This window comes from Chryseobacterium sp. KCF3-3, from assembly GCF_045865955.1.
Lineage (GTDB): Bacteria > Bacteroidota > Bacteroidia > Flavobacteriales > Weeksellaceae > Chryseobacterium.
Window position 1 is genome coordinate 4,666,208 of record NZ_AP035792.1, and the last position, 26,523, is coordinate 4,692,730.

At 36.7% G+C, this 26,523-nt stretch carries 24 protein-coding genes; 15 read left to right on the top strand and 9 right to left on the bottom strand.

The window, feature by feature from the left end; all coding sequences use genetic code 11:
• Window positions 1–13: 13 nt before the first annotated feature.
• The 3 genes from ACKTTZ_RS20780 to ACKTTZ_RS20790 all read left to right on the top strand — a co-directional run bounded on the left by ACKTTZ_RS20780 (window position 14) and on the right by ACKTTZ_RS20790 (window position 6,448).
• Window positions 14–1,690, top strand: a complete 1,677-nt coding sequence (locus ACKTTZ_RS20780; protein ID WP_407846507.1) for an NADPH-dependent assimilatory sulfite reductase hemoprotein subunit — start codon at window positions 14–16, stop codon at window positions 1,688–1,690.
• 358 nt (window positions 1,691–2,048) lie between these two features.
• Window positions 2,049–4,925 carry a TonB-dependent receptor gene (locus ACKTTZ_RS20785; protein WP_407846508.1) on the top strand — a complete coding sequence of 959 codons (2,877 nt, stop codon included), beginning with the start codon at window positions 2,049–2,051 and terminating at the stop codon, window positions 4,923–4,925.
• Window positions 4,926–4,930: 5 nt separating this feature from the next.
• Complete coding sequence (locus tag ACKTTZ_RS20790; RefSeq protein WP_407846509.1) at window positions 4,931–6,448, top strand: TSUP family transporter; 1,518 nt, start codon at window positions 4,931–4,933, stop codon at window positions 6,446–6,448.
• Window positions 6,449–6,975: 527 nt separating this feature from the next.
• Here ACKTTZ_RS20790 and ACKTTZ_RS20795 read toward each other — a convergent pair.
• The 6 genes from ACKTTZ_RS20795 to ACKTTZ_RS20820 form a co-directional block, all read right to left on the bottom strand.
• The gene (locus ACKTTZ_RS20795) at window positions 6,976–7,470 is read right to left on the bottom strand and encodes a DoxX family protein (RefSeq protein WP_051934514.1); all 495 of its coding nucleotides are present in this window, start codon (window positions 7,468–7,470) and stop codon (window positions 6,976–6,978) included.
• Between the two features lie 558 nt (window positions 7,471–8,028).
• Window positions 8,029–8,718 (bottom strand): type 1 glutamine amidotransferase domain-containing protein, encoded by a 690-nt coding sequence (locus ACKTTZ_RS20800; protein WP_407846510.1) that lies wholly within the window; start codon window positions 8,716–8,718, stop codon window positions 8,029–8,031.
• A 7-nt stretch (window positions 8,719–8,725) separates the two neighbouring features.
• Window positions 8,726–9,634, bottom strand: coding sequence for a helix-turn-helix domain-containing protein (locus ACKTTZ_RS20805; protein ID WP_407846511.1), 909 nt, complete (start codon window positions 9,632–9,634; stop codon window positions 8,726–8,728).
• A gap of 135 nt (window positions 9,635–9,769) precedes the next feature.
• A complete protein-coding gene (locus tag ACKTTZ_RS20810) occupies window positions 9,770–10,705 on the bottom strand; it encodes an NAD-dependent epimerase/dehydratase family protein (RefSeq protein ID WP_407849196.1) in 936 nt (311 codons plus the stop codon).
• Between the two features lie 243 nt (window positions 10,706–10,948).
• Window positions 10,949–11,335: a MauE/DoxX family redox-associated membrane protein gene (locus ACKTTZ_RS20815; RefSeq protein WP_407846512.1), complete on the bottom strand. Its 387-nt coding sequence runs from the start codon at window positions 11,333–11,335 to the stop codon at window positions 10,949–10,951.
• A 100-nt stretch (window positions 11,336–11,435) separates the two neighbouring features.
• Entirely contained in the window at window positions 11,436–12,419 is a 984-nt protein-coding gene (locus tag ACKTTZ_RS20820) for a polysaccharide deacetylase family protein (RefSeq protein WP_407846513.1), read from the bottom strand.
• A 90-nt stretch (window positions 12,420–12,509) separates the two neighbouring features.
• Between ACKTTZ_RS20820 and ACKTTZ_RS20825 the strand changes: the two genes are divergently transcribed.
• Window positions 12,510–13,355: an AraC family transcriptional regulator gene (locus ACKTTZ_RS20825; RefSeq protein ID WP_407846514.1), complete on the top strand. Its 846-nt coding sequence runs from the start codon at window positions 12,510–12,512 to the stop codon at window positions 13,353–13,355.
• 35 nt (window positions 13,356–13,390) lie between these two features.
• Here ACKTTZ_RS20825 and ACKTTZ_RS20830 read toward each other — a convergent pair whose 3' ends face one another.
• Complete coding sequence (locus ACKTTZ_RS20830; protein WP_034697956.1) at window positions 13,391–13,882, bottom strand: hypothetical protein; 492 nt, start codon at window positions 13,880–13,882, stop codon at window positions 13,391–13,393.
• Between the two features lie 2 nt (window positions 13,883–13,884).
• Window positions 13,885–14,007 (bottom strand): hypothetical protein, encoded by a 123-nt coding sequence (locus ACKTTZ_RS20835; RefSeq protein WP_301287903.1) that lies wholly within the window; start codon window positions 14,005–14,007, stop codon window positions 13,885–13,887.
• A gap of 88 nt (window positions 14,008–14,095) precedes the next feature.
• Between ACKTTZ_RS20835 and ACKTTZ_RS20840 the strand changes: the two genes are divergently transcribed.
• Window positions 14,096–15,304: a hypothetical protein gene (locus tag ACKTTZ_RS20840; RefSeq protein WP_407846515.1), complete on the top strand. Its 1,209-nt coding sequence runs from the start codon at window positions 14,096–14,098 to the stop codon at window positions 15,302–15,304.
• A 739-nt stretch (window positions 15,305–16,043) separates the two neighbouring features.
• A complete protein-coding gene (locus ACKTTZ_RS20845; RefSeq protein ID WP_034697952.1) occupies window positions 16,044–16,529 on the top strand; it encodes a hypothetical protein in 486 nt (161 codons plus the stop codon).
• Window positions 16,530–16,594: 65 nt separating this feature from the next.
• On the opposite strand, the gene ACKTTZ_RS20850 is transcribed toward ACKTTZ_RS20845, so the two are convergent.
• Window positions 16,595–16,984, bottom strand: coding sequence for a Fur family transcriptional regulator (locus tag ACKTTZ_RS20850; protein ID WP_034697950.1), 390 nt, complete (start codon window positions 16,982–16,984; stop codon window positions 16,595–16,597).
• Window positions 16,985–17,070: 86 nt separating this feature from the next.
• Between ACKTTZ_RS20850 and ACKTTZ_RS20855 the strand changes: the two genes are divergently transcribed.
• The 9 genes from ACKTTZ_RS20855 to ACKTTZ_RS20895 all read left to right on the top strand — a co-directional run bounded on the left by ACKTTZ_RS20855 (window position 17,071) and on the right by ACKTTZ_RS20895 (window position 26,510).
• Window positions 17,071–17,409 carry a MerC domain-containing protein gene (locus ACKTTZ_RS20855; RefSeq protein ID WP_034697948.1) on the top strand — a complete coding sequence of 113 codons (339 nt, stop codon included), beginning with the start codon at window positions 17,071–17,073 and terminating at the stop codon, window positions 17,407–17,409.
• Window positions 17,410–17,413: 4 nt separating this feature from the next.
• Window positions 17,414–18,616, top strand: coding sequence for a GTP-binding protein (locus tag ACKTTZ_RS20860; RefSeq protein WP_034697945.1), 1,203 nt, complete (start codon window positions 17,414–17,416; stop codon window positions 18,614–18,616).
• 78 nt (window positions 18,617–18,694) lie between these two features.
• Complete coding sequence (locus tag ACKTTZ_RS20865) at window positions 18,695–20,089, top strand: alkaline phosphatase (protein ID WP_407846516.1); 1,395 nt, start codon at window positions 18,695–18,697, stop codon at window positions 20,087–20,089.
• Between the two features lie 219 nt (window positions 20,090–20,308).
• Window positions 20,309–21,634, top strand: a complete 1,326-nt coding sequence (locus ACKTTZ_RS20870; protein ID WP_407846517.1) for a phosphatidylserine decarboxylase family protein — start codon at window positions 20,309–20,311, stop codon at window positions 21,632–21,634.
• A 258-nt stretch (window positions 21,635–21,892) separates the two neighbouring features.
• Complete coding sequence (locus ACKTTZ_RS20875) at window positions 21,893–22,507, top strand: TetR/AcrR family transcriptional regulator (RefSeq protein WP_034697940.1); 615 nt, start codon at window positions 21,893–21,895, stop codon at window positions 22,505–22,507.
• An 85-nt stretch (window positions 22,508–22,592) separates the two neighbouring features.
• The gene (locus tag ACKTTZ_RS20880; RefSeq protein WP_407846518.1) at window positions 22,593–23,879 is read left to right on the top strand and encodes a TolC family protein; all 1,287 of its coding nucleotides are present in this window, start codon (window positions 22,593–22,595) and stop codon (window positions 23,877–23,879) included.
• 15 nt (window positions 23,880–23,894) lie between these two features.
• Window positions 23,895–24,824, top strand: a complete 930-nt coding sequence (locus ACKTTZ_RS20885) for an efflux RND transporter periplasmic adaptor subunit (RefSeq protein ID WP_034697935.1) — start codon at window positions 23,895–23,897, stop codon at window positions 24,822–24,824.
• Window positions 24,825–24,847: 23 nt separating this feature from the next.
• The gene (locus ACKTTZ_RS20890; protein WP_407846519.1) at window positions 24,848–25,777 is read left to right on the top strand and encodes an ABC transporter ATP-binding protein; all 930 of its coding nucleotides are present in this window, start codon (window positions 24,848–24,850) and stop codon (window positions 25,775–25,777) included.
• The gene (locus tag ACKTTZ_RS20895) at window positions 25,767–26,510 is read left to right on the top strand and encodes an ABC transporter ATP-binding protein (protein ID WP_253316178.1); all 744 of its coding nucleotides are present in this window, start codon (window positions 25,767–25,769) and stop codon (window positions 26,508–26,510) included. The genes ACKTTZ_RS20890 and ACKTTZ_RS20895 overlap by 11 nt, the downstream gene beginning before the upstream one ends.
• Window positions 26,511–26,523 lie beyond the last annotated feature (13 nt).

Sequence of the window (26,523 nt, forward strand, 5' to 3'; positions counted from 1 at the left end):
AAAGGAAACAATTATGAACAACAATAAAGAGAACCTTTCACCGGTAGAAAAAATTAAAACCGGCAGTAACGGACTCAGAGGAACTTTAAAGGAAAGCCTTGCAGACAACTTCACCGGAGCCATCAGAGAAGATGATCAGACTGTCATCAAATTCCACGGAATGTACCAACAGGACGACAGAGACAGAAGAGAAGAACGTGTCTCCAAAAAACTGGAATGGCTGTATTCTTATATGATCCGCTTAAGACTTCCAGGAGGTTTTTTAACTCCTCAACAATGGGTAGGATTGAATGAAACTGCTGAAGATCATTCTACAGGAACGATAAAAGTAACCACAAGACAAACCATTCAACTGCATGGGATCTTAAAATCTCATTTAAGACCTACCATTCAGAGCTTCAATCTGCAGCATCTGGATTCGATTGCGGCTTGTGGAGATGTCAACAGAAATGTAACCTGTACTGCTAATCCTTCTGAATCACCTTTGCACAAGGAAGCTTATGAACTGGCAGGAAAAATCAGTGAAATGTGTCTTCCAAAAACCCAATCTTATTATGATATCTGGATTGATGATGAACTTCTGGTAGACCGTAAAGCAGAGGAAGATCCTTTATATCAGGACAGATATCTTCCGAGAAAACTTAAAATAGGAATTGCTGTTCCGCCTAATAATGATGTGGATGTATTCATCAATGATATCGCCTTAATTGCGATTATCGAAAATGATAAAATTGTAGGCTACAATATTGCTGCAGGAGGAGGATTAGGAGCGACCCACGGAAATGAAGCTACCTATGCACGTCTTGCATCCATCCTTGGATTTGTAGATACCGAAGAAAAAGTATTGAAAGCAGTCTACGAAATCATCACAGTACAAAGGGATTTCGGAAACAGAAGCGACCGAAAATTATCAAGATTAAAATATACGATTGATAAATTGGGTATCGATCAGTACAGGACTGAAGTAGAAAAGAGAACAGGATTCAGCTTTGAACCGGCAAGAGAATTCAAATTTGAACAAAGAAAAGACCGTTACGGCTGGATTCAGAATCATGAAGGAAAATGGTTTTATACCGTATTTGTAGAGCATGGGAGAATTCTTAACACAGCGGAATATCCTTTAAAATCAGGGTTATTAAAAATAGCACAGACTGGTAAAGCTAATTTCCGTTTTACCTGTAATCAGAACCTTATTCTGGCCGATATTGATGAAAAAGATAAGCCTGAAATTGAACACATTTTAAAAGAACACGGAATTTCAAAATATACCGATGGAGCAAGTGCCTTACGTAAAAACTCTGTTGCGTGTGTTGCCCTGAATACCTGTTCACTGGCATTAGCGGAGGCACAGCGTTATCTGCCTTCTCTGGTCACGAAAATAGAACCTATCCTTGAAAAATATGGTCTGCTGGAAGAAGATATTACCATCCGTATGACCGGCTGTCCTAATGGCTGCGGAAGGTCTCCCAATGCTGAAATCGGATTTGTAGGTACAGCTTATGGGAAATATAATCTCCACATCGGAGGAGACCGCTTAGGAATGCGACTGAATACAAAATTTAAAGAAAATATTGGTGAAGAAGAAATTCTGGCCACTCTGGATGAACTTTTCGGAATTTATGTACAGAAAAGACTTGCAGAAGAAACATTTGGTGATTTTTCATACCGTTACTTACATACCTTAAATTAATTATATGGCTAATTTTCATTATGATCTGAAAAAAAACAAAAAAACTAAACCTCTTCATTTAGGCGGACGAATGTGTATGTGTTGTTGATTCTCAAATAACAATACAAACAAAGCTGTTTGAAGTTTTTGAATCATGGAAGTCTAACAAACTGTCATTGCGAACCGAAGGTGAAGCAATCTCAGCAATAATATGAATGGCTTAAACCACCCCGTCAAAAATTCTTTGAATTTTCGCCACCCCTCCAAAAGAGGGGAATTCTAAGCCCTTCAATTGTAATATTAACCAATATAGAAGACTTTCATCATAGAAATAAAAATTTCAGACAGCTTCATTCTCAATCTAAAAAATGAAGCAAAAATGAAAAACAAAAAACAGGGAAATTTTCTACCAAAAGCAGGTATTATTGCATTCACATTTCTATTCTTTAATTTCGCAGAAGCACAGCAGCAGCTTATAGAGCTTAGCGGAAGTATCAAAAATACAGATACACGAAAAGGTCTTGACTCCGTAAAAGTACAGATCGAAAATACACAGGATAACGCATTCACGGATCAGTTGGGTAACTTCAAAATCAGAACAAGAGTCACCATTCCATTCAGAGTGGTTATTCAGAAAGATGGATTTACAGGACAAACTGTTGAAATTCTTTCTCCCTCCAATAAAATAACGATAGGTCTTAATCCACAAAATACCATCATTGATGATGTCGTGATTTCCGCATCCAGAGTTCCGGAAAAAATATTAAGATCTCCGATTGCCATTGAGAAAATTGATATCAAAACCATCAGGGAAAGTCCCGCAGCTTCGTTCTATGAAACTTTGGAAAATGTAAAAGGGCTACAGCTTTTAACATCCAGTCTTACGTTGAAAATTCCTAATTCAAGAGGTTTCAATTCTCCTAATAATTTCCGTTTCATGCAGTTGGTAGACGGGGTAGATGTACAGTCGGCAACGTTGGGAGTACCACTGGGAAATGCTATAGGACCTACAGAGCTGGATATTCAGTCTATGGAAGTTACGCCGGGAGCAGCTTCTGCATTGTATGGAATGAATGCCATCAACGGACTGGCAAGTTTACAGACCAAAGATCCGTTTACCTCTGAAGGAATAAGTGTTTATTTCCGTGGTGGAGTGAATCATGTAGACAATGTTAACCATAAAATAAGTTCATTAGGAGAAAGTGCCATCCGTTTTGCAAAGGTGATCAATAAAAACTTTGCTGTAAAAGTCAATGCCTCTTATTTCAGTGGAACCGACTGGATTTCGAACAATCTGACCGATCAGAATCCGGGATCATTGGTCACCGCCAATCCTAATTTTGCGCTGGCTAATAATCCGGCAGAAGACCTTTGGAATAAATATGGCGATGAAAGAAACAACCGTGTAGCCGTAAAAGTAGATTATAATGGAAAACCAACCACATTCAATGTTTCAAGGACAGGATATCTGGAAAAAGATCTTGTGAGTCCGGATGTGAAAAATATCAAGTTCGATGCAGGATTGTACTACCGTTTTGGAGATCAGTGGAGAACATCATATGTTTATCGCTATGGCTTACTGGACGGAACTTTCCAGAGAGGAAATAAAATCCGTTTGCAGAATGCTACCGTTCAGAACCATAAAATAGAACTCACAGGAAAAGAACTGACCTTCAGAGCTTACGTCTCTATAGAAAATACAGGAGATTCTTATAATCTGAAACCTTTGGCAGACAATCTTGATCTGACCAATCTTTCCAATACCAACTGGAAAAACATATTTCAAACGACTCTTCAGAATAGTCTTAATTCAGGGGTTAATCTCAATGAAGCATTTATCCTGGCCCGGCAGCAAGCAGATAAAAACAGAGTTGTACCGGGAACGGCAGCCTTTGAACAGTTAAAAAATACCATCATCGGAATCAATAATTGGGATTCAGCCAATGGAGGAGTAGCAGGAGCTCCGGCAACGGGAGGTGCCAAGCTTGAACAGAAATCCCGCTTTTATCAGGGTGAACTTACCTATGATTTCAGCAGGTTTGTGAAGATATTCAATCTTCTTGCGGGTGTAGATTACCGTTTGTACAGCATTACTCCGGATGGAAACAATTTTGTTGATTTCAACCGTCCTGTCAATGAAAGAAATATTCCTTTAGCCAACGGTACTTTTGGAAAAGATGTTATTTATCAGAAATATGGCGCATTTGCACAGATTACCAAGCTTTTCTTTGATGATAAATTAAAAATCAATGCCGCATTACGTATCGACAGAAACCCTGAATTTGAAGCCAAATTGAATCCAAGGATAAGTGTTGTCTATTCTCCGGTGAAAGAACATAATTTCAGAGCTTCTTTCCAGAACGGATATCGTTTTCCATCATTATTTGAAGCCCTTTCTTTTGTGAACAACGGAAATGTAAGAAGAGTAGGCGGACTTTCAAAAGTGAATGATGGATTGGGCTATCTGGAAAATTCTTACACATTGGCTTCCATTGATAAATTCACCTCAGCAGTAAATGCAGATGTAGATGCCGGAAAAACCCAGGGTCAGGCGGCTCAGGATAACAAACAACTTTTAACCGTAGCCAATCTGCAAAAATTACAGCCGGAAAAAATCAATTCATTTGAAGTAGGGTATAAGTCTACTTTTTTCAATAATAAGCTTGTGCTGGACTGGGATTTTTATTATAACATTTACGAAGGGTTTCTTGGACAGGTAGAAGTAGCTGTCCCAAAAAACAGTCAGGTAGGAAGCAATGCTGCTGTTCTTGCCATGCTGGACCGAAGCAAACAGGACCGATATAGAGTTTATACCAACAGCAACAATACGTATAAAAGCTATGGGACGTCTTTAGGAATTCGTTATAATATCACAGGAAATTATAATGTGAATACCAATGTTTCTTATAATGATCTTGCATCCAATAATAATTCAGATCTGTTTATCACAGCTTTCAATACGCCGAAATGGATGGTGAATGTAAGTGTAGGAAACAGAGAGATTGTTAAAAATATAGGATTTACCCTTGTGGCAAGATGGCAGAGCGGTTTTATGTGGGAAAGTCCTTTAGCCTCAGGCCAAATTCCTGCTTATTACACCATTGATGCGCAAGCAACATGGAAGCTGCCTGAAATCCGTGCGAATATTAAAATTGGAGCAACCAATCTGCTGAACCGCCGTTATTTCCAATATGCGGCAGGTCCTGAAATCGGAGGACTGTATTATCTGGCATTTACTTATGATTTAAAACTGTAATCAGGATGAGCAATTCATTATACCCCATATTTTTAAAACTTGAAAACCTTTCACTACTGATCATCGGTGGTGGCAAGGTAGCTCTGGAAAAACTGGAATCTGTACTGGGCAATTCACCGGAAACATCTATCAAACTGGTAGCCAAAGAAATCATTCCTGAGGTAAGAACATTACAAAACCAGTTTTCCAATATAATACTGCACGAAAGAGCCTATGATGATCATGATTTTAATGATACTGATCTGGCCATTATTGCGGTAAATGATATTGAACTGGCAGGAGAGATCAGGGAAAAAGCGCAGAAAAAAAATGTACTGGTCAATATTGCTGACAAGCCTGATCTATGTGATTTTTATTTAGGTTCCATTGTCAAAAAAGGAAGTCTCAAAATTGCTATTTCCACCAACGGTAAATCTCCAACCATTGCTAAAAGATTAAGAGAAACCTTTACTGAAGTTATTCCTGATGAAATGGATCATGTATTGGATAATATGCAGCATATCCGAAATCAACTGACAGGAGATTTCAATTATAAGGTAAAAGAACTCAATAAAATTACTACGGAATATCTGTCAGACGGAAAAGTTGCTGCAAAACCAGACATGGAAATTGAAAAACTGATCAATATAACCAAAACAGCTCAGAGAAAAGCCAATATTTACCTGGCCATCATAGGAGTTTTACTTCTTTTCGGACTGTTTGGACTTGTGGTCTACCAGTTCAATCTTTCCGAAGATATTCAGTATTTTCTGAATAAAGATGGTCATATTTTTTACTGGATGCTGTTTGCCGGATTTATGGCAGAGATTGTTGCCGGATCCATGGGAATGGGATATGGCGTAATATGTACCACCATTCTTTTACTGTTGAATGTTCCGCCTCCCGTTGTAAGCGCAAGTATTCATTCTGCGGAGTCATTTACCACTGCAGCAGGAAGTTTCAGCCATTATAAACTGGGAAATGTCAATAAAAAAATGGTATGGGTTTTATTCCCATTGGCTATCGTAGGTTCTATTATCGGTGCTTTAACTTTGTCTCATTATGGCGAACATTATGCTCACATTGTAAAGCCAATTATTGCCTGCTACACACTGTATCTTGGGATTAATATCTTAAGAAATGCATTTAAAGATAAAAAGCAAGGACAAGGCAAAACCAAACGAAGAACCAATCTAAGGATATTAGGATTGGCAGGAGGTTTTATCGATTCCTTTGCAGGAGGCGGCTGGGGACCATTGGTTACCGGAACATTGATTAAAGAAGGAAGGATTCCCCGTTATGTAGTAGGAAGTTCTACCGTTGCCAAGTTTCTACTGACCATCACAAGTGCCATTACATTCATTTTCACGATTGGTATTCATCATTGGAATATTGTGTTGGGACTTTTGCTGGGTGGTGTTTTTACCGCTCCTTTCTCTGCCATGCTAACGTCAAAGCTTCCCACAAAGAAAATGTTTGTTGTGGTAGGAATCGTGGTAATCCTGATGAGCCTTGTTACCATAACAAAATCAATTGTATCATAAGAAACCGATAATAATAAACCTTCGGAAAAAAGTGTGTTTTTTTGAACGCAAAGCTTTTAATGTTTTACTTTATTTTGAGATATCAAAGGGGAAAATCAATGATACAGTCTATTATTACTCATTTTTAGTAAAAATCTGAAACCATTAAAACTTTGCGTTCTTCTATTTTAAATAATTTTTTAAACAATATGGTTTTGTATGTTTTAGGTACGCAAAGGCGCAAAATTACATAAAATGATCTGCTATAAGGCGCAAGGATTTTATCTCCGATAAAATTGAATACAGCATACTTCGTTTTTTATCTCACGCTGATTTTACAGATTATGCAGATCTTAATAAAAAATCTGCATAATCTGTATCATCTGCGAGAAAAATTAATAATACTTCATTTTCTGAAAATCTCATATTGAACGAAGTTGGAATGTTCTTGCGACTTAAAAATTTCACATAAAATTAAAAAAATCTTTGTGCCCTTGCGATTATTCAACAAAAAAACAGCTCCCAAAAAAGAGAACTGTTTTAAGAAATTAATTATTTCCAGATTTTGTTTTTAAGAAAGTATCAAGTCCAAAGCCTGAACATCCCTGAAACAGGAAGAGGAGCAAAAGCAGAAGATACAAGGTCTGAGGCAGATAAAGAAAATAGCTCAGCCAGGTAAAAGGATCCATTTCATAAACTCCGGTTTCAGATTTTATAGGAATAAGTTCCTTTGGAATAGTACTCAGATCATGTGTGAATAAGGCAACAAGTATAATAATAATTAAAAATACGGAGCTTATTCTCGTCCAGAAACCCAGCATTAAAAATAATCCGAATATACATTCACAGAAAGCAGTAAAATTGGCTGTAAACTGTGGAAACGGAAATCCAATTGTACTGATTGTATTAAACATATACCCTTGAAAGATAGGATGGAAAAGTTTGTTGAAACCTGCTATAAAAAAGAATAATCCAATGAGTATTCTGCATATTACGTAGATATTGACTGTATTTTTTTCGAAGTTTGATAGTATTGTTTTCATTATTTTTTTAATTCATTGATTGATTAGATTCACATGATAAAACCATGAACAACAGCTGCTCATGTGATTTTGATTAGATAATTGGATTTCTTATATAATTTTCAGAAATCAGTAAAATAAAACGTTCTGAATTATATTTTCGGAGGTATCCAGATAGAATTAAAAAATGAAGAATAGGGTGGATCGTCATACAAGAAATAACGGTTGTTTATTTCCTGATCCATAAATTTTTCAAATGTAAAAGAATAAAAAGAAGCTGTAAAACATGGTGAGAAGCTGAAACAATAATTACTGTTGCATGGTATTGGCGTTCTGTTATTTTCTTCCAGATAAATCTTATTGCATTTTTTATGAGAAGTCGCTTCCTGACTGTAATGCTGTTTAGTATTGATAGAAGAAAAACGGGAATTTTCAGTTTTTAGGATTATCAAATGGAGTAAGATTACACATATATTAAATACCTGTATATACTGCCATAATCCGTTTCTTTTCCCCATAAACTGCATAGAATGAAGACAAATATAGTAAAATATTCATAGCTGATTTTTACATGCATCGTTATTCCTCAAGCTCATGAATGATTGTTTTGGCCATTTCTTTAGAACTGAAGGGATTTTGTCCTGTGATCAAATTGCCATCAACCACCACATTGGATGTCATAGGAATAAATGCTTTTTTATAATGTACATTTCGTTCTTTAAGGGCCGCTTCAAGATTAAAAGGAACTTCGTTTTTTCTTCTGGCTAATGTTTCTTCAAACCAGTCAAATCCGGTGATGTTTTTACCTTTAATCATATACTCTCCATTGGAAAGTCTTACATTCAGTAATCCTCCGACGCCATGACAGATTGCAGCCACCATTTTATTACTTTCATACTGATCTCTGAGAATTTCCTGTAAAGTAGTATTGTCAGGAAAATCATACATGGTTGCATGTCCTCCTGCAAGATAAATACAGTCGAAAGAATTATTCTTTATCTCATCAAGGCTCTTCGTATGGGCCAATTCATTCATAAATTCCGGATTTTCATAATAGCCTTTTGAAAGATTGTCAAGTACCAGCGGTTTTAAACTTTCCGGATCAATAGGAGTATTTCCACCTTTAGGAGAAGATATGCTAATTTGCCATCCTTTTTCCTTTGCCATATGATAAATATGAGTAAGCTCGCTCAGCCATAAGCCTGTTTTAAATTTGCCACTGGCATATTGATCTACGTTTGTTACAATTAATAAGATATTTTTCATCATGAGCCCTTTAATTAAAAGATTTTCTGAATTCTAAAGGAGAAACAGCGGTCTGGTTTTTAAATAAGCGGTGAAAAGACTGAGGATGTTCAAATCCTAAATTATAAGCAATCTCAGAAACCGACATTGTGGTGGTAGAAAGCAATTCTTTTGCCTTTTCAATCATTCTGTTCTGAATATGCTGCTGCGTGGTCTGCCCTGTATGAACTCTCAGCATATCACTCAGATAATTAGGGCTTATATTCATCTGTGCTGCCACGAATTGTACCGTAGGAATCCCGTTAATCAATAGTTTTTCATTTTTAAAATAATCATTGAGCAACATTTCAAGCTGGGTCAAAAGATCGTGATTCACTTTTTTCCGGGTTAAAAACTGACGGTTGTAGAACCTGTCACAGTATTTTAACAATAAATCAATGTTAGACACCAACAAATCCTGAGTAAAGCCATCCATATTGGCCTCAATTTCTCTGTTGATATTGTCTATGATATCTGTTACCGATTTTTCTTCTTTCTCAGAAAGATAAAGGGCTTCATTGGCTGTATAGGAGAAATAGCCATAATTTTTTATAGCTGAAGCTAACGGATATCCCTGCAGAAAATCAGGATGAATAACGAGTACATTTCCTCTCACTTCAGAAAGCAGAATATCTTCAAACTGAAGTACCTGATGAGGAGCAATGAAATACATGATTCCATCCTCAAAATCATAATAATGCTGCCCGTATTTACATCTTCCTGCACAGTCTTTTTTAATGGAAATCACATAAAAATCTGTGGTTATGGCACTCAGAATGGTTTCCGGATCTATATTCACTTCATTAAAATCAAATACACTGATCAACGGGTTGGAAGGTCTTTTCAAGTTCAGGAATTTGTGTAATGCAGTGATGGATGTTACTTTTTCGGGAGCTTTCATTTCCTTCTTTATTTAAATTTATCTTTAACCACCCCGTCAAAAATTCTTTGAATTTTCGCCACCCCTCCACAGGAGGGGAATGTTTTGTCCTCCGGTTGTGGTATTGGTGTTTCTAAGTTACTTATTTTAAAGGGATTATTTTGTCGTTTGCTGTTCTTTTCTGATCTGTTCAATTCCCTGTTTGTAGGTCGTTACCGGAAATTTTGGGAATCTTTTTCTGAATTTTGAATCATCAAAGAGATTATCATATTGGTATCTTGGAAGTAATTCCTGTAATTCTTTTGCATTTTTGTTGAATAAAGATCCTATGGTAAAAGCCAGTTTCGGAATAACAGAATACCTGAACTCTTTTCCATAGATCTGAGAAGCCAACGCAATGAATTCTTTATAAGTCAGTTTATGATCATCTATAGGTAAATGCCACGTCTGTCCATAAGCGTCCGGAGTATTTCCTATTAAAGCAGTTGCACGGCTTGCATCCGGAGTCCAGATCAGGCTTCTTAATTGGTCATCTCTTAAAGGAACTTTCAGCTTTTTATCTTCTTTAATAGCATTTAAAATAAGACTATTGGTAATACTCTGCGTTTTTCCAGGACCATAAAATTCAGGAGCCCTGCAAATGACAGCTTCTATTGTTCCTGCCTGCATTTCTTTTAAAAGCATTTCTGTCATCTGTTTTCTTATCATTCCTTTTCGTCCTACAGGAGCAAATTGGGTTTCTTCCGTTAAAACCTTATTATTTTGAGGATACATATAGGTGTTATCAAAAAACACGAGCTTGGTACCATTGATTTTACAAGCTTCAATAACGTTTTTCATGATGACCACGAATTGCTTTTCCCACAGCTCTGTATCCATAGGAAGTCCAAGGGTAAAGTAAGCAATTTCACTTCCTTTCACAGCTTCAATCGCCTTTTCTCTGTCTGATAAATCTGCGGAAAAAACAATGTCAGTATCATTTACTTTTTTAGCATTTCGGCTGACTATACGGATATCCGAGGTATAATTTCGTTTCAGTTCTCTTGCCAGCTCTTCGCCAATCTGTCCATTGGCTCCTAATATGGTTTGCATCATTTTCTATTTTAAAGTTGTTTTACTACATTGAAAATAAACGAATTACTTTCAATTGCTTTTATTTCTAATGCAAAATTCGGGCATAAATATAAAAATAGAGTAGCAGAATCCATGGAAGTTGTAACATAATCTCAGATCATGTAAAAAGCCGGGAAATAAAAGCTAACAAAATTTGAATGATATTCTTATTCTCTTCGTTTCCTTTTCTTTCCCAACCTTAATCTCTTTCGTTGTTCTTTATCACTTCCTGTCCAATGCCAGAAAATTATCCTCAATTCTGCTGATCAGAATGTAGAACAAACCTGCGTAAATCATCTGAATGCCCATTGCCTCCCAGTTTTCGACAGTGCTGCTTCCAAAAAGCAACAGGATAATCAGAGAAGCTCCGGCTATGGTGGCAATACGGGTTTTAAAACCTATCATCAGCAATAATCCGATGATAAATTCTAAAAAGGGGAGTATAACTCCAAAAAGATGCACCAACGGCTGCGGAAGCCAGCTGGTTTCAAAACCTTTCATCATTCCTGATGCAAATTCCTGTAATTTTACGAGACGAACCAATCCGTGTCCTAAAAGGTTGATTCCCATAGATACACGAAGTAAGAAATAAGCTGTTTTTGTATTCATAGAGGTATTTTTAGGATGGAAGAGCGAAGATGGAAGTTATACAAGTTATAAAACTACTTTACAGACTTCGATAGCTTCCTGCTTCCAGCTTCCTTACTTATCACTTATTAAACTTTTCTTCACTGTTATCAATAGGGGTATCAGGATCATTCATCACCATTTTGGCAATATCATCTTTTCTCATAAACACTACGCCCTGTTTTTCTTTGGTGTATTTAATAAACTCTTCCATGGCATGAACCATTGCGGGTGTTCCACCAATTCTGTCATGAAAACTGATACTCATCATTCTTCTTTTAGATGCACCTTCTTCATAAAGACGGTCAAATTCAAATTTCAGCTGTGCTAAAAACTGATCAGGACTCCAATGTTTTCCTTCAATATTAACAATATCATTGTTACGTAATGTATAAGGAATGACCACAAAATTTTTCCCTTTTACTTTAGTAATAAAGGGTTCATCATGGCTTAAGTCATCAATATGATACAGAAAACCAAGATCCTGCAATACTTTAAGGGTATTTGGACTTCGTCTAAGCCAATTCGCATTATAACCAACAGCTTTCTGCCCTGTAATCTTTTCAACGACATCTACACCTTCCTTTACAAAACTCAGTTCATCAGTATAACTTTTATTCCATTGGTTGTCCCAGGCAATACCATGGGCTGCAATTTCATGACCACCGTTGGCAATAGCTTTGGCGACTTCAGGATATCTTTCAGCAGCGGTTCCCACTACATGAGAGGTTACTTTAATATTATATTTTTTCCATAGATCAAGCATACGATAAATTCCTTCATTTCCACCGTAACGATACCAGCTTTCTGCCGGAAGATCGGGTTGACCTTTAGGCAGAGGTGTTCCGCTGAACGGACTTTCTGCACCTTCCGGCTGCCCTCCGGTTTCAAACTGCATGGAAACAGAAATAACCAATTGAGCTCCGTTGGGCCAGTATTTTTTAGTTGAAACCTGTGTTTTATGCTGTTGTTTTTTATCAGTTTTATCACCATCATGACGATCAGAAAAGGACATCAAAGCAATGGTGGAAGCAAGCAGCAATACGGATTGTTTTATATATTTCATTTTGAATGTATTGATAGTACAAATTTGATCAATAATCCATCAGTAGATATTGTAAAAATTAATGGTAAATTTGTAAAAATCCATTCTTCTATGAAGCGAATTGTAAATTTTAATTCTTTCAATGTTTTCAGTATTGAAAAAGAAAACTGGGATGTTGAGTATCATAATCATAACTTTTATGAGCTGATTATCATAGAAAGTGGAAAAGGATTTCATCATCTTAACAGTATTACTTTCCCATACAAAAAAGGAGATATTTTTCTTCTAAGGCCGAGCGATGGCCATGAATTTTCGATTAAAAACAAAACGAAATTCATTTATATCAAATTTACGGAACAGTATATCTGGGAAAATTTGCTGTCTAATAAAAAGAATGAACTTCAGAAAGTGGTACAGCTCCTGATGGAAGATCATTCTTTCGTTTATGAATCAGTGATTAAGAGTAAAACTGATAGGGTACATCTGTTACAGCTTGCCCGGATTCTTCTGTATGAATTCAGCCATAAAAACACCTATAACAAAGAGATAACGACTGATCTCTTTTCCAGTATTATTACGATTCTGATCCGAAATACGATGCAAAATGCGACTGCAAAAAACTGGATCACTCAAAATGTAAGCAGAATTGAGAAGATCTTATATTATATCAATGTCAATGCGTTGGATGCCGATAAAATGAAAATTGAAAACCTTGCCAAAGAATTTATGCTGTCTCCGAACTATATCAGCATTCTCATCAAAAAACAGACGGGTTTCTCCATCCAACAGCATATTATCCAGCATAAAATAAAAACTGCTGAAAAGCTTTTACTACAGAGTCATTATAATATCAGTGAAATTGCTGATAAACTGGGCTTTAATGATGCCAGCCACTTCAATAAAATATTCAAGGCGTACAAAGAAATGTCTCCTTCTGAGTTCAAAAAGATACTATAATAAGGTAATAGCTTAATATATACCGGAAATACTATTTATCTCTTTATTCCAATTGCTTTTAATGCACTGGAAGTTAAAAAGATATCATCAAACACAGTCAGTGATTCTACATCATTGAATCCCGAAGGAATCAGATCATTTTTATTAAAAGACAATTCAATAGAAGGATCATAAGAAGCGATGATTCTTACTTTTGAATATCCATTGTAGTCTACTTTGAACCCTTCAAACATACAGTTCTGTTCAGCCTTTTGATATTCAGCATATTCTTCAAAACCGACATTATCGGTTCTTTTTCCATCATTATGGTCAAGAGATTTCCACTCAGTATAATTTTTAGGCTCTTTCAGGATATTTCCTTTACGGTCTATGGGAACAAACATTCCAAGAGTCAGACGCTTCTTTAAGAAATTGGCATAATTATTCATCAGATTCAAAATCTGAAGATCAGCATATCCTTCGTGGGAATAATACTCCAGCACGAAAGTAGTCATAGGAATCAGCTTAAGAGAAGCATCAGTCGGCATATTTAGTCTTTACTTTTTTGGGCGATAAAAATAGTATTTTTATTTACGCTACCCAATGGAAACAGATGAATAGGATGGAATTTATACCCATTCTGAATAACAATAACTTTAGGATAAACTCTCATTTTTCATTATTTTTGAATGAATAACCATAAAAACCATTATGAACACCTCTGTAAAAGGCATGAAACTTTCGCAGATACAAATTACAATATGTTGAATAAGATACTATTGGCAGCCGGAATCATTCAGTGCTGCTTCTACAATATGAAGGCTCAGAGTGCCGGAGTACATCCGCTTTATACCTCTGAATGGGGTCACCTTTATCGTGAAAATGGAAACAATAAGGATGTTTTGGGAATTTTTTCTACTGAAGCACCAGTTTACGTTCTGGATTCTACCCAAACACAATACAAAGTACAGGTAAGCAATGGTGATATTGGTTTTATAGACCGCCAGCCACTCCAAAAGTCTATGCGTGGAAAAAAATCAGCAGGTGAACCCCTACAGTATTTCTATAGGGGAAAAGAGGGATACCAATGTCCTCATTTTTATGTGCAGGGATCAGAATTACGTGTACGAAAGGGACCAACAACAGAAAGTACAGCAACACGAAAAGCGGCTTTAAATGAACTGATTTGTATTGATTATGTTCCTTTATATCAGGATGGATGGGTATATATTGGCGACCATTTCCACGAAAATCCTGAATATATCCAGATGAAATACCTGGGAACAGAACTTTCCTACGACAAAATTCTGAAAGATTATCTGGCTGCAAAAGGAAAGAACAAGGAAAAAGAACTGACTCAGGTTGGAAGATTACGCGAAATAGCATGGCTGGAAGATAAAAATCTTAAACAAGCATTACTTTATTGGAAAGAATCTTATTCAGGGATAGAAAATCCAAAAACAGATATCGATTTTGAACTTCTTCTGGCAGATCAATTGGCGAAAAAACCCCAAACTGAAATCTATGAGAAAAAGCTGAAAGATTTGAATATGCATTTCCTATGGAAAGAAACCCAACTTTTTGATGGAAAAATTACAGAGGCACAGGTGAAACAGTTGGAAATGCAGAAGGTAAAAGACATTCCCAATACCCCTGAATGTGGCTGGGAACCTCAATATTTTTATAAAAACCCTAACATTATTGTAGCCTTTGAAGAATATAAAGGAAAAATTTCCGGAAGTATTTACAAAATGTCTTTTAACAACGATGAAGCTGTAATTCTCGGAAATGAACGCATGGATTTCAATTATAATGAAAGGGATTTTGTTACCCGTTTTGGAGATTTGCTCTCAACACACTGGATTGCTTCTCCCCACGAATATTATATTCAGAATGGAGATGCAGGGGTCTTTATTTTTACATTCAAAGAAGGAAAACTTTTCAGCTATGAATGTATGTTTTATTGTTAGAAGTTTTAATTATATTATCAATAGAAGCGGGCTTCAGCCCGCTTGTTTTTTGTTTCCTTATTAAAGGCTTCAGCCAAAACTTTACAAGTATTAAGTTTTGACTAAAGCCATCGGATTTTTTGCTTATTGTTAAAACGGGCTCCCTTCGACTACGCTCAGGATAATAGCCCGTTCCTATTGAATATTTACAATTATTAATTTTCAGATAGTTTTTATATCAATAGAGGTGGGCTTTAGCCCGCCTAATTTATTAATCATCATACCAAAAGGCTTTAGCCGAAACCTTATATTTTTTAAATTTGGGCTGAAGCCATAGGATTTAGTGATCTTATTAAAACGGGCTAAAGCCCGTTCCTATTGAATATTTACAATTATTAATTTTCAGATAGTTTTTATATCAATAGAGGTGGGCTTTAGCCCACCTAATTTATTAATCATCATACCAAAAGGCTTTAGCCGAAACCTTATATTTTTTAAATTTGGGCTGAAGCCATAGGATTTAGTGATCTTATTAAAACGGGCTAAAGCCCGTTCCTATTGAATATTTACAATTATTAATTTTCAGATAGTTTTTATATCAATAGAGGTGGGCTTTAGCCCACCTAATTTATTAATCATCATATCAAAAGGCTTTAGCCAAAACTTAAAACATTTCCTTAAAAAACCTCATCATATTTTCCTTCAACAGTGATTAAATTTTAAAGCCGTATCTTTACCATACCAAACAAAATATTACAATATGTCATTTATAACACCTGAAGGAGCCAGGAAGGCTCAGCTATCCCTATCTGAAAGGGCACCCGTTGCTCATTCCATTCTCTCAGGGGAAGAGAATATTTCGAAATACAACAGTGGAGTATGTCATGATGTGGTGGCCTATGCATTGTATATGCGTGGTGCCAGGATAAGTCCTACTCAGCTTGCAGAATCAGCAGGACAGAAATGGTTAACGTTATTCAATTATCCGGCTGGAGAAAAATGGGATGGATATACACCTATTCCTGCAGGAAAAGCCATTGGTTTTTACAGGCTTATTGATAAAACATTTTTTCATTCAGCGATTACCACAGGAAACGGAAATGAAATCAGATCTGTCAACGGATTTTCATTAGGATCAGCATGGACAGTACCTGTGGATATGAAATGGGTATTGGGTAAAAAGAATTCTGACGGAACCTTCAATTATGATGGTACCAAAATAGAAGTCTATATTTCTTCTTTATAACAGAATTTATATTTCAATACAACAAAAGGCAGATCAGCATATTCGCTTTTCTGCCTTTTTATTTTTTAAGCATCAGCACATTTCGGGCATATCCCGCTGATGATAAAATTATATTCCTGTGCGATAAAATGTTCCGGTAAACTGATTTCCGGAATAGCGTTTTCAATACACGTCACAGAATGACATTCTTTACAATTGAAATGAACATGATTGTGAAAATGCTGTTCATGTGTACATTTTCCACTACACTTTGCAAAATTCACTACACCATCAATATTGACGATCTTGTGTATAGCGCCCTCATTTTCAAGCCTTTCCAGCACCCTGTAAATGGTTACTCTATTGCACAGATCTCCCAGTTTCTTCTGAATATCAGAGTGGGTAAGGGCTATATCTGAACCATTGATAAGGTTTAAAATTTCCGTTTTGGCGTGCGTATTTCTGACCTGTTTCATATTTTAATGCAACAATGTTGCGTTATTTAATTTTTTATCTCTACTTTTGCAACAAAGTTACGATAAGAAAATTAATCCATACTATTATGAAATCAAAAATTCTTGATGCTGTAGGAATCTCCGCTGCTGTTTTATGCCTGATTCATTGTATTGTCTTTCCGTTATTACTGATTGTTCCCCTGGGAATATCACACAATCCCTATATTGACCTGGCTTTTCTTTGCATTGGAGCTGTTGTCGTATTCAGAATAACAAAGAAAATGGAAAACCGATGGTTAAAATTCCTTTTCTGGATATCTCTTGCCCTTATCTTCATTTCTATACTGGCAGATTTCCTGTTTGAAGTCCATATTCCTCTGATTTATGCAGGAGCTGTCGGATTAATTACCGGTCATATTATCAATTTTAAAAATCATAAACATTAAGAGCATGGTTAAAAAACTTCCTGTAACGGTACTCAGCGGCTTTCTGGGAGCTGGAAAAACGACACTATTGAATCATATTCTTCACAATAAACAAGGATTAAAAGTAGCAGTCATAGTGAATGATATGAGCGAAATTAATATTGATGCACGCCTTGTTGAAAATCAAAATACCCTTTCAAGAACTGAAGAAAAACTGGTAGAAATGAGTAACGGATGCATCTGCTGTACACTTCGTGAAGATCTTATGGTAGAAGTAGAACGTTTGGCAAATGAAAACCGTTTTGATTATCTCCTTATCGAAAGTACGGGAATCAGTGAACCTATTCCTGTTGCCCAAACCTTTACTTATATTGATGAGGAAAGTGGAATAGACCTTTCCCGTTTCAGCTATGTTGATACAATGGTAACGGTGGTCGATTGTTTCAATTTCATGAATGATTTCGGCTCTAATGAAATGTTGTTGGATCGTGATCTTACCGATATGGAGGGCGATTACAGAACTATTGTCAATCTTTTGACCGACCAGATTGAATTTGCCAACGTGATTATTTTAAACAAAACAGATCTTATAGACGCAGAAACATTAGGCTTTTTAAAAGCAGCAATCAGAAAACTGAATCCCGATGCAACACTTTTACATGCAGAGTTTGGAAAAATTGATCCTCAAAAGATTTTAAATACACAGCTTTTTGATTTTGATAAAGCACAGTCATCCGCAGGCTGGCAAAAAGAATTACAATCAGAACATCACACTCCGGAAACGGAAGAATACGGAATAAGTTCAATGGTTTTCAGAGATAAAAAACCCTTCCATCCTATAAGATTGTGGGAATATCTGAATCACCATTATCCGCAAGGGGCCATCAGAGCTAAAGGATTATTCTGGTTAGCCTCAAGACCTAATGATGCATTGAATTTTTCCCAGGCAGGAGGTTCTTTCAGGCTTGAAAAAGCAGGCGTTTGGTGGAGTAGTATGCCTATGAATCACAGGGTTCAGTATTCTTCATTTGTAGAAAACCAAAAGTTCATAGAAAGCAGATGGGATAAAAACTGGGGGGACAGAATTAATGAATTAGTGTTTATCGGTCAGAATCTGGATAAAGAACAAATATTATCAGACCTTCAGCATTGTCTTATTAATGACAGGGAAAAGGAGTTGTTTGATAAAAATCACAGTTTTGAAGATCCGTTTCCGAAGAATATTTAAAATTAACTTTTAATTAATGCAACAATGTTGCGATAAAAAATTAAATACGATAACTTACAGCATTATTTCAAAAAAAATATGGACAGAAGAAAATTTCTAAAAGGATCTGCATTGCTTTCAGGGTTATTGACCTTATCACCATCCGATCTCTGGAGCTTCGGGAAGAACACTGAGCAACACGGAAAAGGGAAAGCGAAGAATATCATCTTCATGGTAAGTGACGGGATGAGCCTGGGAACACTTTCAATGGCAGACTTGTATTCACGGAATATTTTAGGAAAAGGAAGTAACTGGCTTAATCTGTATCATGATAAAAAGGTAACCCGTGCTTTGATGGACACCGCCTCAGCGAGTTCTATTGTTACAGATTCTGCTGCTACCAGTTCAGCATTTGGAGGAGGAATCCGAGTGAAAAACGGAGTTTTAAACATGGGGGCTAATGGAGAAAAGCATCTTCCTATATGGCAAAAGTATAAAAAAGCAGGAAAGAAAGCCGGTTGTGTGACGACGGTAACCATTACTCATGCAACTCCTGCCGGATTCTGTATAAATTCTTCCAAAAGAAATGCTGAACCTCAAATTGCAGAAATGTATGCAGAGCTGGAATTCGATGTATTGTTAGGAGGCGGAGACGAATTTTTCAACCCTGCCAAAAGAGAAGACAAAAAAGACCTCTATTCTGTTTACAGTAAAAAAGGATACCGGATTCTGAAAACACAAAGCGATCTGAAAGAAATCAAAAAAGGGGAAAAACTATTAGGAATCTTCAGTACAGGAGCATTGCCCTATACTATTGACAGAACACATCTTACTGAGCACAAAAATACTCCGACTCTTGCTGAAATGGTTAGTACTGCGATCCATCAGATGAAAGACCATCCAGAAGGTTTTGTACTTCAGGTAGAAGCCGGAAAAGTAGACTGGTCTGCCCATGCCAATGACGTAGCAGCTCTGATACATGATCAGCTGGCATTTGATGAAGCTGTAAAGGCTGTAATAGATTTTGCTGAAAAAGACGGAAATACTTTAGTTATCATCACAACAGATCATGGAAATGCGAATCCGGGAACGATTTATGGAGCAGAAGCCACCAAGCAATTTAACAGTATTTCAGATTATCGATATACCAATGAATATATCCTGAACAAGATACAGAAAGATTATTCGGTAAAAGACATCAAAGACTGGATTTATGAAGGCAATAAAATTACACTGAACGATGATGAAGCCAAACATCTGCTAAGCTTTTACAACGGACTTGAAAAAGAAGAAGGACTTTATAATTATAAGAAACTGCCTTTTAAATTATATTCAGAAATTCAGAAAAGCAGGAATTCTGTAGGATGGATCAGCATGGATCATTCCGGAGATTATGTGGAAGTAGCCGCTTATGGCCCTGGAAACGAGCTTTTACAGCCGTTTATTAAAAATACAGACCTTCATGATCTGATGCTGAAGGCCTGTTTAGTATAGACATTCATATTTTTTCATATTTAATTATTTGGGAGATACGAGGCGGATTGATTGTGTCCGCCTTGTTTTTTGTGCATAAAAAGCAAACTTCCACCAAAATTACCCGGTAAGTATTTTTACTTATTTCACATTAAGTAGAAATACTATTGTAGCATTCTGTCAATTGAAGTAACTTTATAGTATCATCGATTAAAAAAAAGTAACCTTAAAAACCTTATTATGAACCATGTAAAATACAGAGTGGGGAAATGGCTGCCCTCCGACAGAAAGTTCCTGAATACCTGGCTGGAAAAAAAAGTAAAGCAGGCCCAAAACAGCAGACTCCCAATGAATCCTGCTGTTGCTGATCTCAGAGACGCTATTTACAATGATCCTGTTTTATATATGAGCTTTACCAGCATGTATGATGAGATCCCTCAAGGATATAATGAGCCTGTAAAAAACTTCGAAACCATGCTCCTTATTATCAATCAGGTTTTACAGGAAGCGCCCTGCTACAGTGTTATAGAAGATAATATAGGACTTGTAGGATTTCCCATTAATGCGATTGTAGACTGGGCAATGGGAACACAGGCAGGATATTTAACATTTCTCCATCCCGAAGTGAACCAAAAACTAAGCGTTATTTTAGGAGAATGGAAAACTTTTCTGGAATCTCCGGCATCACAATATGTTTTGGTGAATGGTCCTGTAAACCAGCCACAACCTGATTATACCAATCCTTTAGGCTGGTTTTCTCCACAAGCCCTGGAAGCAATTGCCGCCATGGATCCATTAAGAGGAAAAGGGAATAATCCTGAAGATCCTTTGCAGAATTTCATTTACAATTATCAATGCCAACCTCATGAACCTTATTTTGGATTCAAAAGCTGGGACGATTTTTTTACCCGTCAATTCAATCCGGGAGTGAGAGAAGTAAGTGAAGAAGACAAAGATCCGTCAGTAATTGTTAATGCCTGCGAATCGGCTCCTTATAATTGCGTTACCAATGCTCAGATGAAAGATAAATTCTGGATGAAAGGACAACCTTATTCTTTGCTGGATATTATGAACCATCATGAACTGGCTCAGAAATTTGGTGATAACAGTACTGTTTATCAAGCATTTCTTTGTGCTAAAACCTATCATCGATGGAACAGTCCTGTAGATGGCACTATTGTAGCCATTGAGAATGTTCCGGGAACCTATTACGCCGAAGCTCCTATTGAAGGATATGACCCTTCCGGCCCAAATGATTCTCAGGGATATATCACTGAACTGGCTGCACGTGCCTTGATTTTCATTCAGTCGGATAATGATAAAATAGGATTGATGTGCTTTGTTGCTGTTGGAATGGCTGAAGTATCCAGCTGTGAAATTACGGTAAAAGAAGGGGATCACGTTAAAAAAGGAGATCCTATAGGGACCTTTCATTTTGGTGGATCTACCCATTGTTTGATTTTCAGACCTGAAGTCAATATCGATTTTGACTTCCATGGACAGACACCTTGCCTGAATACCTACAACATTCCTTTGAAAGCAAGAATCGGAGTAGTTACAAATTAAATCATACGTCAAAATCATATTTATCAATCATAGAAACAGAGAATAATCTTCTGCTTCTATGATTTTTTTATAGGGTTATGAAACAGTAAATTTTTCAAAAATTCTGTTCTCAAAACATATGAAACGCTTTATAATCAAACATGCAACATGTTATTTATTAATAATTTAAATATCGTTATGTAAAATTTAATCAAATGATTAAAATATTTGATTAAATAATAAATTTTGTTTATATCTTTGTAAAAGAAAATAGTAGGAATGAAAAAAATAGATAGCAGTACGGAAGAAAAAATCAAAGAAGCAGCCCGTACTGTGTTTTATAAAAAAGGATTTGCTGCCACAAGAACGCGGGATATCGCAGAAGAAGCGGGAATCAATCTAGCCTTACTCAACTATTATTTCAGAAGCAAAGCAAAGCTTTTTGAGATGATTATGATAGAAACAATGGCTGGATTTTTTCAGAATTTAATGATTGTACTGAACAATAAAAAGACAAGCATTGATGAAAAAGTAGTAGAAGTTGTTGGAAAGTATATTGATCTCATCATTAAAGAACCGGAAATTCCGACATTCATCATCAGTGAACTTCGCAATAATCCTAATCTGCTTTTACAAAAAATTCCTCTGAAAGAGGTAATAGAAACCTCCGAATTTTTAAAACAACATCAGGAAGCCGTAAAGAACGGAAGCATTAAAGAGCCCAATCCTCTACATTTTCTGATCAATATCCTCGGGCTTACGGTATTTCCTTTTATTGCCAAACCCATGTTACTGGGAAGCAGTAAATTGAATGACAAAGAATTTGAAAAGCTGATGCTGGAACGTAAGAAGCTCATTCCTATGTGGATAAAAGCCACTATGTCTATAGGGTAATTTTTTTGCCCTGAATTTAATCAAATGATTAAATCCAATGAATAATAAATGCAAAATTGATTTTAACTTTAAATAATCAATTCTTATGTGTAGAAAATTTCATATACCTCTTCTTACCCTTTTTCTAAGTGTAACAGCTGTTACCTCACTGAATGCTCAGTCTGTACCATTAACGCTTGAAGAATGTTACCACCTTGCAAAAGAAAATTATCCTGCAATCAAAAAGCTGGGAATTATAGCAAAAACCGCAGATTACACGATAGAGAATGCGAATAAAGGTTACCTGCCCAAAATTTCATTTACCGGTCAGGCAACTTATCAATCCCAAACCATCAGCTTTTCTGACGCTTTAGGTGCTCTTCCTATCAATGCATCACTTCCATCATTGAGTAAAGATCAATATAAAATTCAGGGTGAGGTAGATCAGTTATTATATGACGGTGGTATAATACACAACCAGAAGGAACTTACAAAAGCCAATACTGAACTGCAGACCCAGAATATAGAAGTTTCCTTATATACATTAAAACAGAGAATCAATGCCTTATTTTTCTCTATTCTTTTAACCAATGCTCAGCTCAAACAAAATGAAATCAAAAAAGCAAACCTGCAGACACAGGTACAGAAAGCAGAAGCAGCGCTGCAATATGGAACAGCCTACCGCAGTAATGTAGATGAACTGAAGGCAGAAGTAGTGAATACAGAGATGGCCAGTACAGAATATATATCCAGTCGCAACGCTTATCTGAAAATGCTTGGAATCTTTATTGGAAAAGAACTTATCGATTCTTCAGTATTGGAATCCCCGGAACCTGAACTTCTGTCTCCGGAAATCAACAGACCTGAACTGAAAGGTTTTGATCTTCAAAAATCAGTTTACACATTACAGGAAGAACAGCTCAAATCTGATCTTATGCCTAAGGTTAGTGCTTTTTTTCAGGGAGCATATGGAAGACCAACTCTTAATATTATTGAAAATAAATTCGGACCATGGTTTATTACAGGAGTAAGATTCAGCTGGTCTCTGGAAAGTTTATATACTTCTTCCAATAAAAAACAAATTCTGGAGCTGAACAGAAAAACAACCGATACAGACAAAGAAACATTTTTACTCAATACCAAAATGGACATGGCGCAGCAGGAAGAAAACATTAAAAAATACAATAACCTGTTGGAGCAGGATAAAACCGTAATCGGCCTTAGACAATCCGTCACCAGATCAGCAGAAGCCCAGCTGGCAAATGGTGTGATTACTACCCATGAATATATTCAGAAGCTCAATACAGAACACCTGGCTAATCAGACAATGATTCTTCATCAGATTCAGTTGTTACAGGCCAGATACAATCAGAAATTTATTTCCGGAAATTAATAATCCTTGAATCCTATGAAAAAAATGATCATCATACTCAGTGCTTTTACTCTGTTAAGTGCATGTAAATCCAAAGACGATTTTGATGCTTCAGGAAACTTTGAAGCAGATGAAGTTATTGTTTCTGCCCAGCAAAACGGAGAATTAATTTCCTATTCCATACAGGAAGGAGCCACGCTTAAAGCAGGAGCTCAGGTGGGCCGTATTGACGTTACCATAGTCCAACTTCAAAAAGCACAGGCAGAAGCCAGCATTCAAGCCTTACAGCAAAAAACAAGCAATACCAATGAACAGGATTTGTTGGTGAAAAAACAACTTGCAGTACAGGAAGCACAGCTGGATCATCAGATTCATGAACGTACCCGTACCGCCAATCTGGTAAAAGCAGATGCTGCAACCCGAAAGCAATTAGACGATATTGATGCAGCCATTGTACAGCTCAAAAAGCAGATTTCCGTTACCCGACAGCAGCTTTCCGTCAATAATTCCAACAACAGCACTCAAAACAGAAGCATTTTAAGTGAAAAAGCTCCCCTGGAAAAAACAGCAGCACAATTTCAGGAACAGATTAATAAAGGAACAATTATCAATCCCATCAATGGGATAGTATTGGTTAACTATGCGCTGAAAGGTGAAATGCAGACAATTGGAAAACCTCTGTATAAAATAGCAGATATCAGTACTCTGGATCTCAGAGCCTATATTACCGGAACGCAATTGCCACAGGTAAAACTTGGCCAGAAAGTAAAAGTAAGAATCGATCAGGGAGAAAAAGGATTTAAAGAATATCCTGGAATCATTACATGGATTTCAGACAAATCGGAATTTTCTCCAAAAACCATCCAAACCAAAGACGAAAGAGCCAATCTTGTCTATGCGATCAAAATACGGGTGAAAAATGATGGCTACCTGAAGATAGGAATGTACGGAGAAACACTATTTTAAAAATTAAATACGATCATCAGAAAATGTTTTCCATTACCGTAAAAAACATAATCAAAACCTACAATGGCGTAAAAGCAGTAGATGACATTTCTTTTGATGTAAAGAAAGGAGAGCTTTTTAGCCTTATCGGTCCTGATGGAGCCGGAAAAACCTCTCTATTCCGGATCCTGACCACTCTTTTACTGGCAGACAGCGGAACGGCAGAAGTGGAAGGCCATGATGTGGTAAAGGAATATCAGACCATCAGAAATAAAGTAGGGTATATGCCCGGAAAATTTTCTCTTTATCAGGATCTTACCGTTAATGAAAATCTGAATTTCTTTGCCGCCATTTTTGAAACTACAATTGAAGAAAATTATGATCTGATTAAAGATATTTATGAACAAATCAAACCATTCGGTAACCGGCGGGCAGGCAAACTCTCCGGGGGAATGAAACAAAAACTCGCATTGTGCTGTGCTCTGATCCATAAGCCGGAAGTCTTATTTCTTGATGAGCCTACCACCGGAGTAGATGTTGTTTCCAGAAAGGAATTCTGGGATATGCTGGCTAAACTGAGAGAGCAGAATATCACCATTCTGGTATCCACCCCTTATATGGATGAAGCAAAACTTTGTGACCGGATTGCACTGATACAAAATGGAAAAATAATGTCTGTAGATCAACCTGAAAACATTGTAAACAATTTTCCCAAACCACTTTTTGCTGCTAAAAGTAAAAATATTTATCCATTGCTGGAAGCTCTCCGTACTGACAAAGATATTGAAAGCTGCTATGCTTTTGGAGAATATCTGCACCTTACATTAAACGAAGATGGAGATATGCAATCTGTAATAGAGATAGCCGAAAGATATCATCCGGAAAGTCTGGAAGTGATGAAAATAACACCAACCATTGAAGACAGTTTTATCCGGCTGATACGGGAACAAAAAGAAGTAAATCATGGAAAATAAAGCAATAATCTGTAGAGACCTCACCAAACAGTTTGGAGACTTTAAAGCTGTGGATGCTATTTCTTTTGATGTGGATCAAGGCGAGATATTCGGTTTCCTGGGAGCTAACGGAGCCGGAAAAACTACCGCCATGCGGATTCTGTGCGGATTATCTTATCCTACTTCAGGAACAGCATCAGTAGCAGGATTCAATGTATACAAACAACAGGAACAGATCAAAAAAAATATTGGCTATATGAGCCAGAAATTCTCGCTCTATGATAACCTTACCATTCTGGAGAATATTGAGTTTTATGGCGGTGTATATGGTGTTTCCCGCAAGGATATAAAGACAAGAAGTGCAGAACTTATGACTACATTAGGTTTAGAAAACGAAGCAAAAAAACTGGTAGGAGCCCTGCCATTAGGCTGGAAACAAAAACTGGCATTCTCGGTGGCTGTTTTTCATAAACCTAAAATTGTATTTCTTGATGAGCCGACCGGAGGTGTAGATCCTATTACCCGAAGACAGTTCTGGGATATGATCTATCAGGCCGCTGCAGATGGAATTACCGTGTTTGTAACCACACACTATATGGATGAAGCAGAATACTGCAACCGGATCTCTGTGATGGTAGATGGAAGGGTAGAAGCCATGGATACACCTTCCAATCTTAAAAAGAAGTTCAATACCCATTCTATGGATGATGTATTTTATGAACTGGCAAGAGGAGCCAAAAGATCAGGCGATTAAAAATAAAAATCTC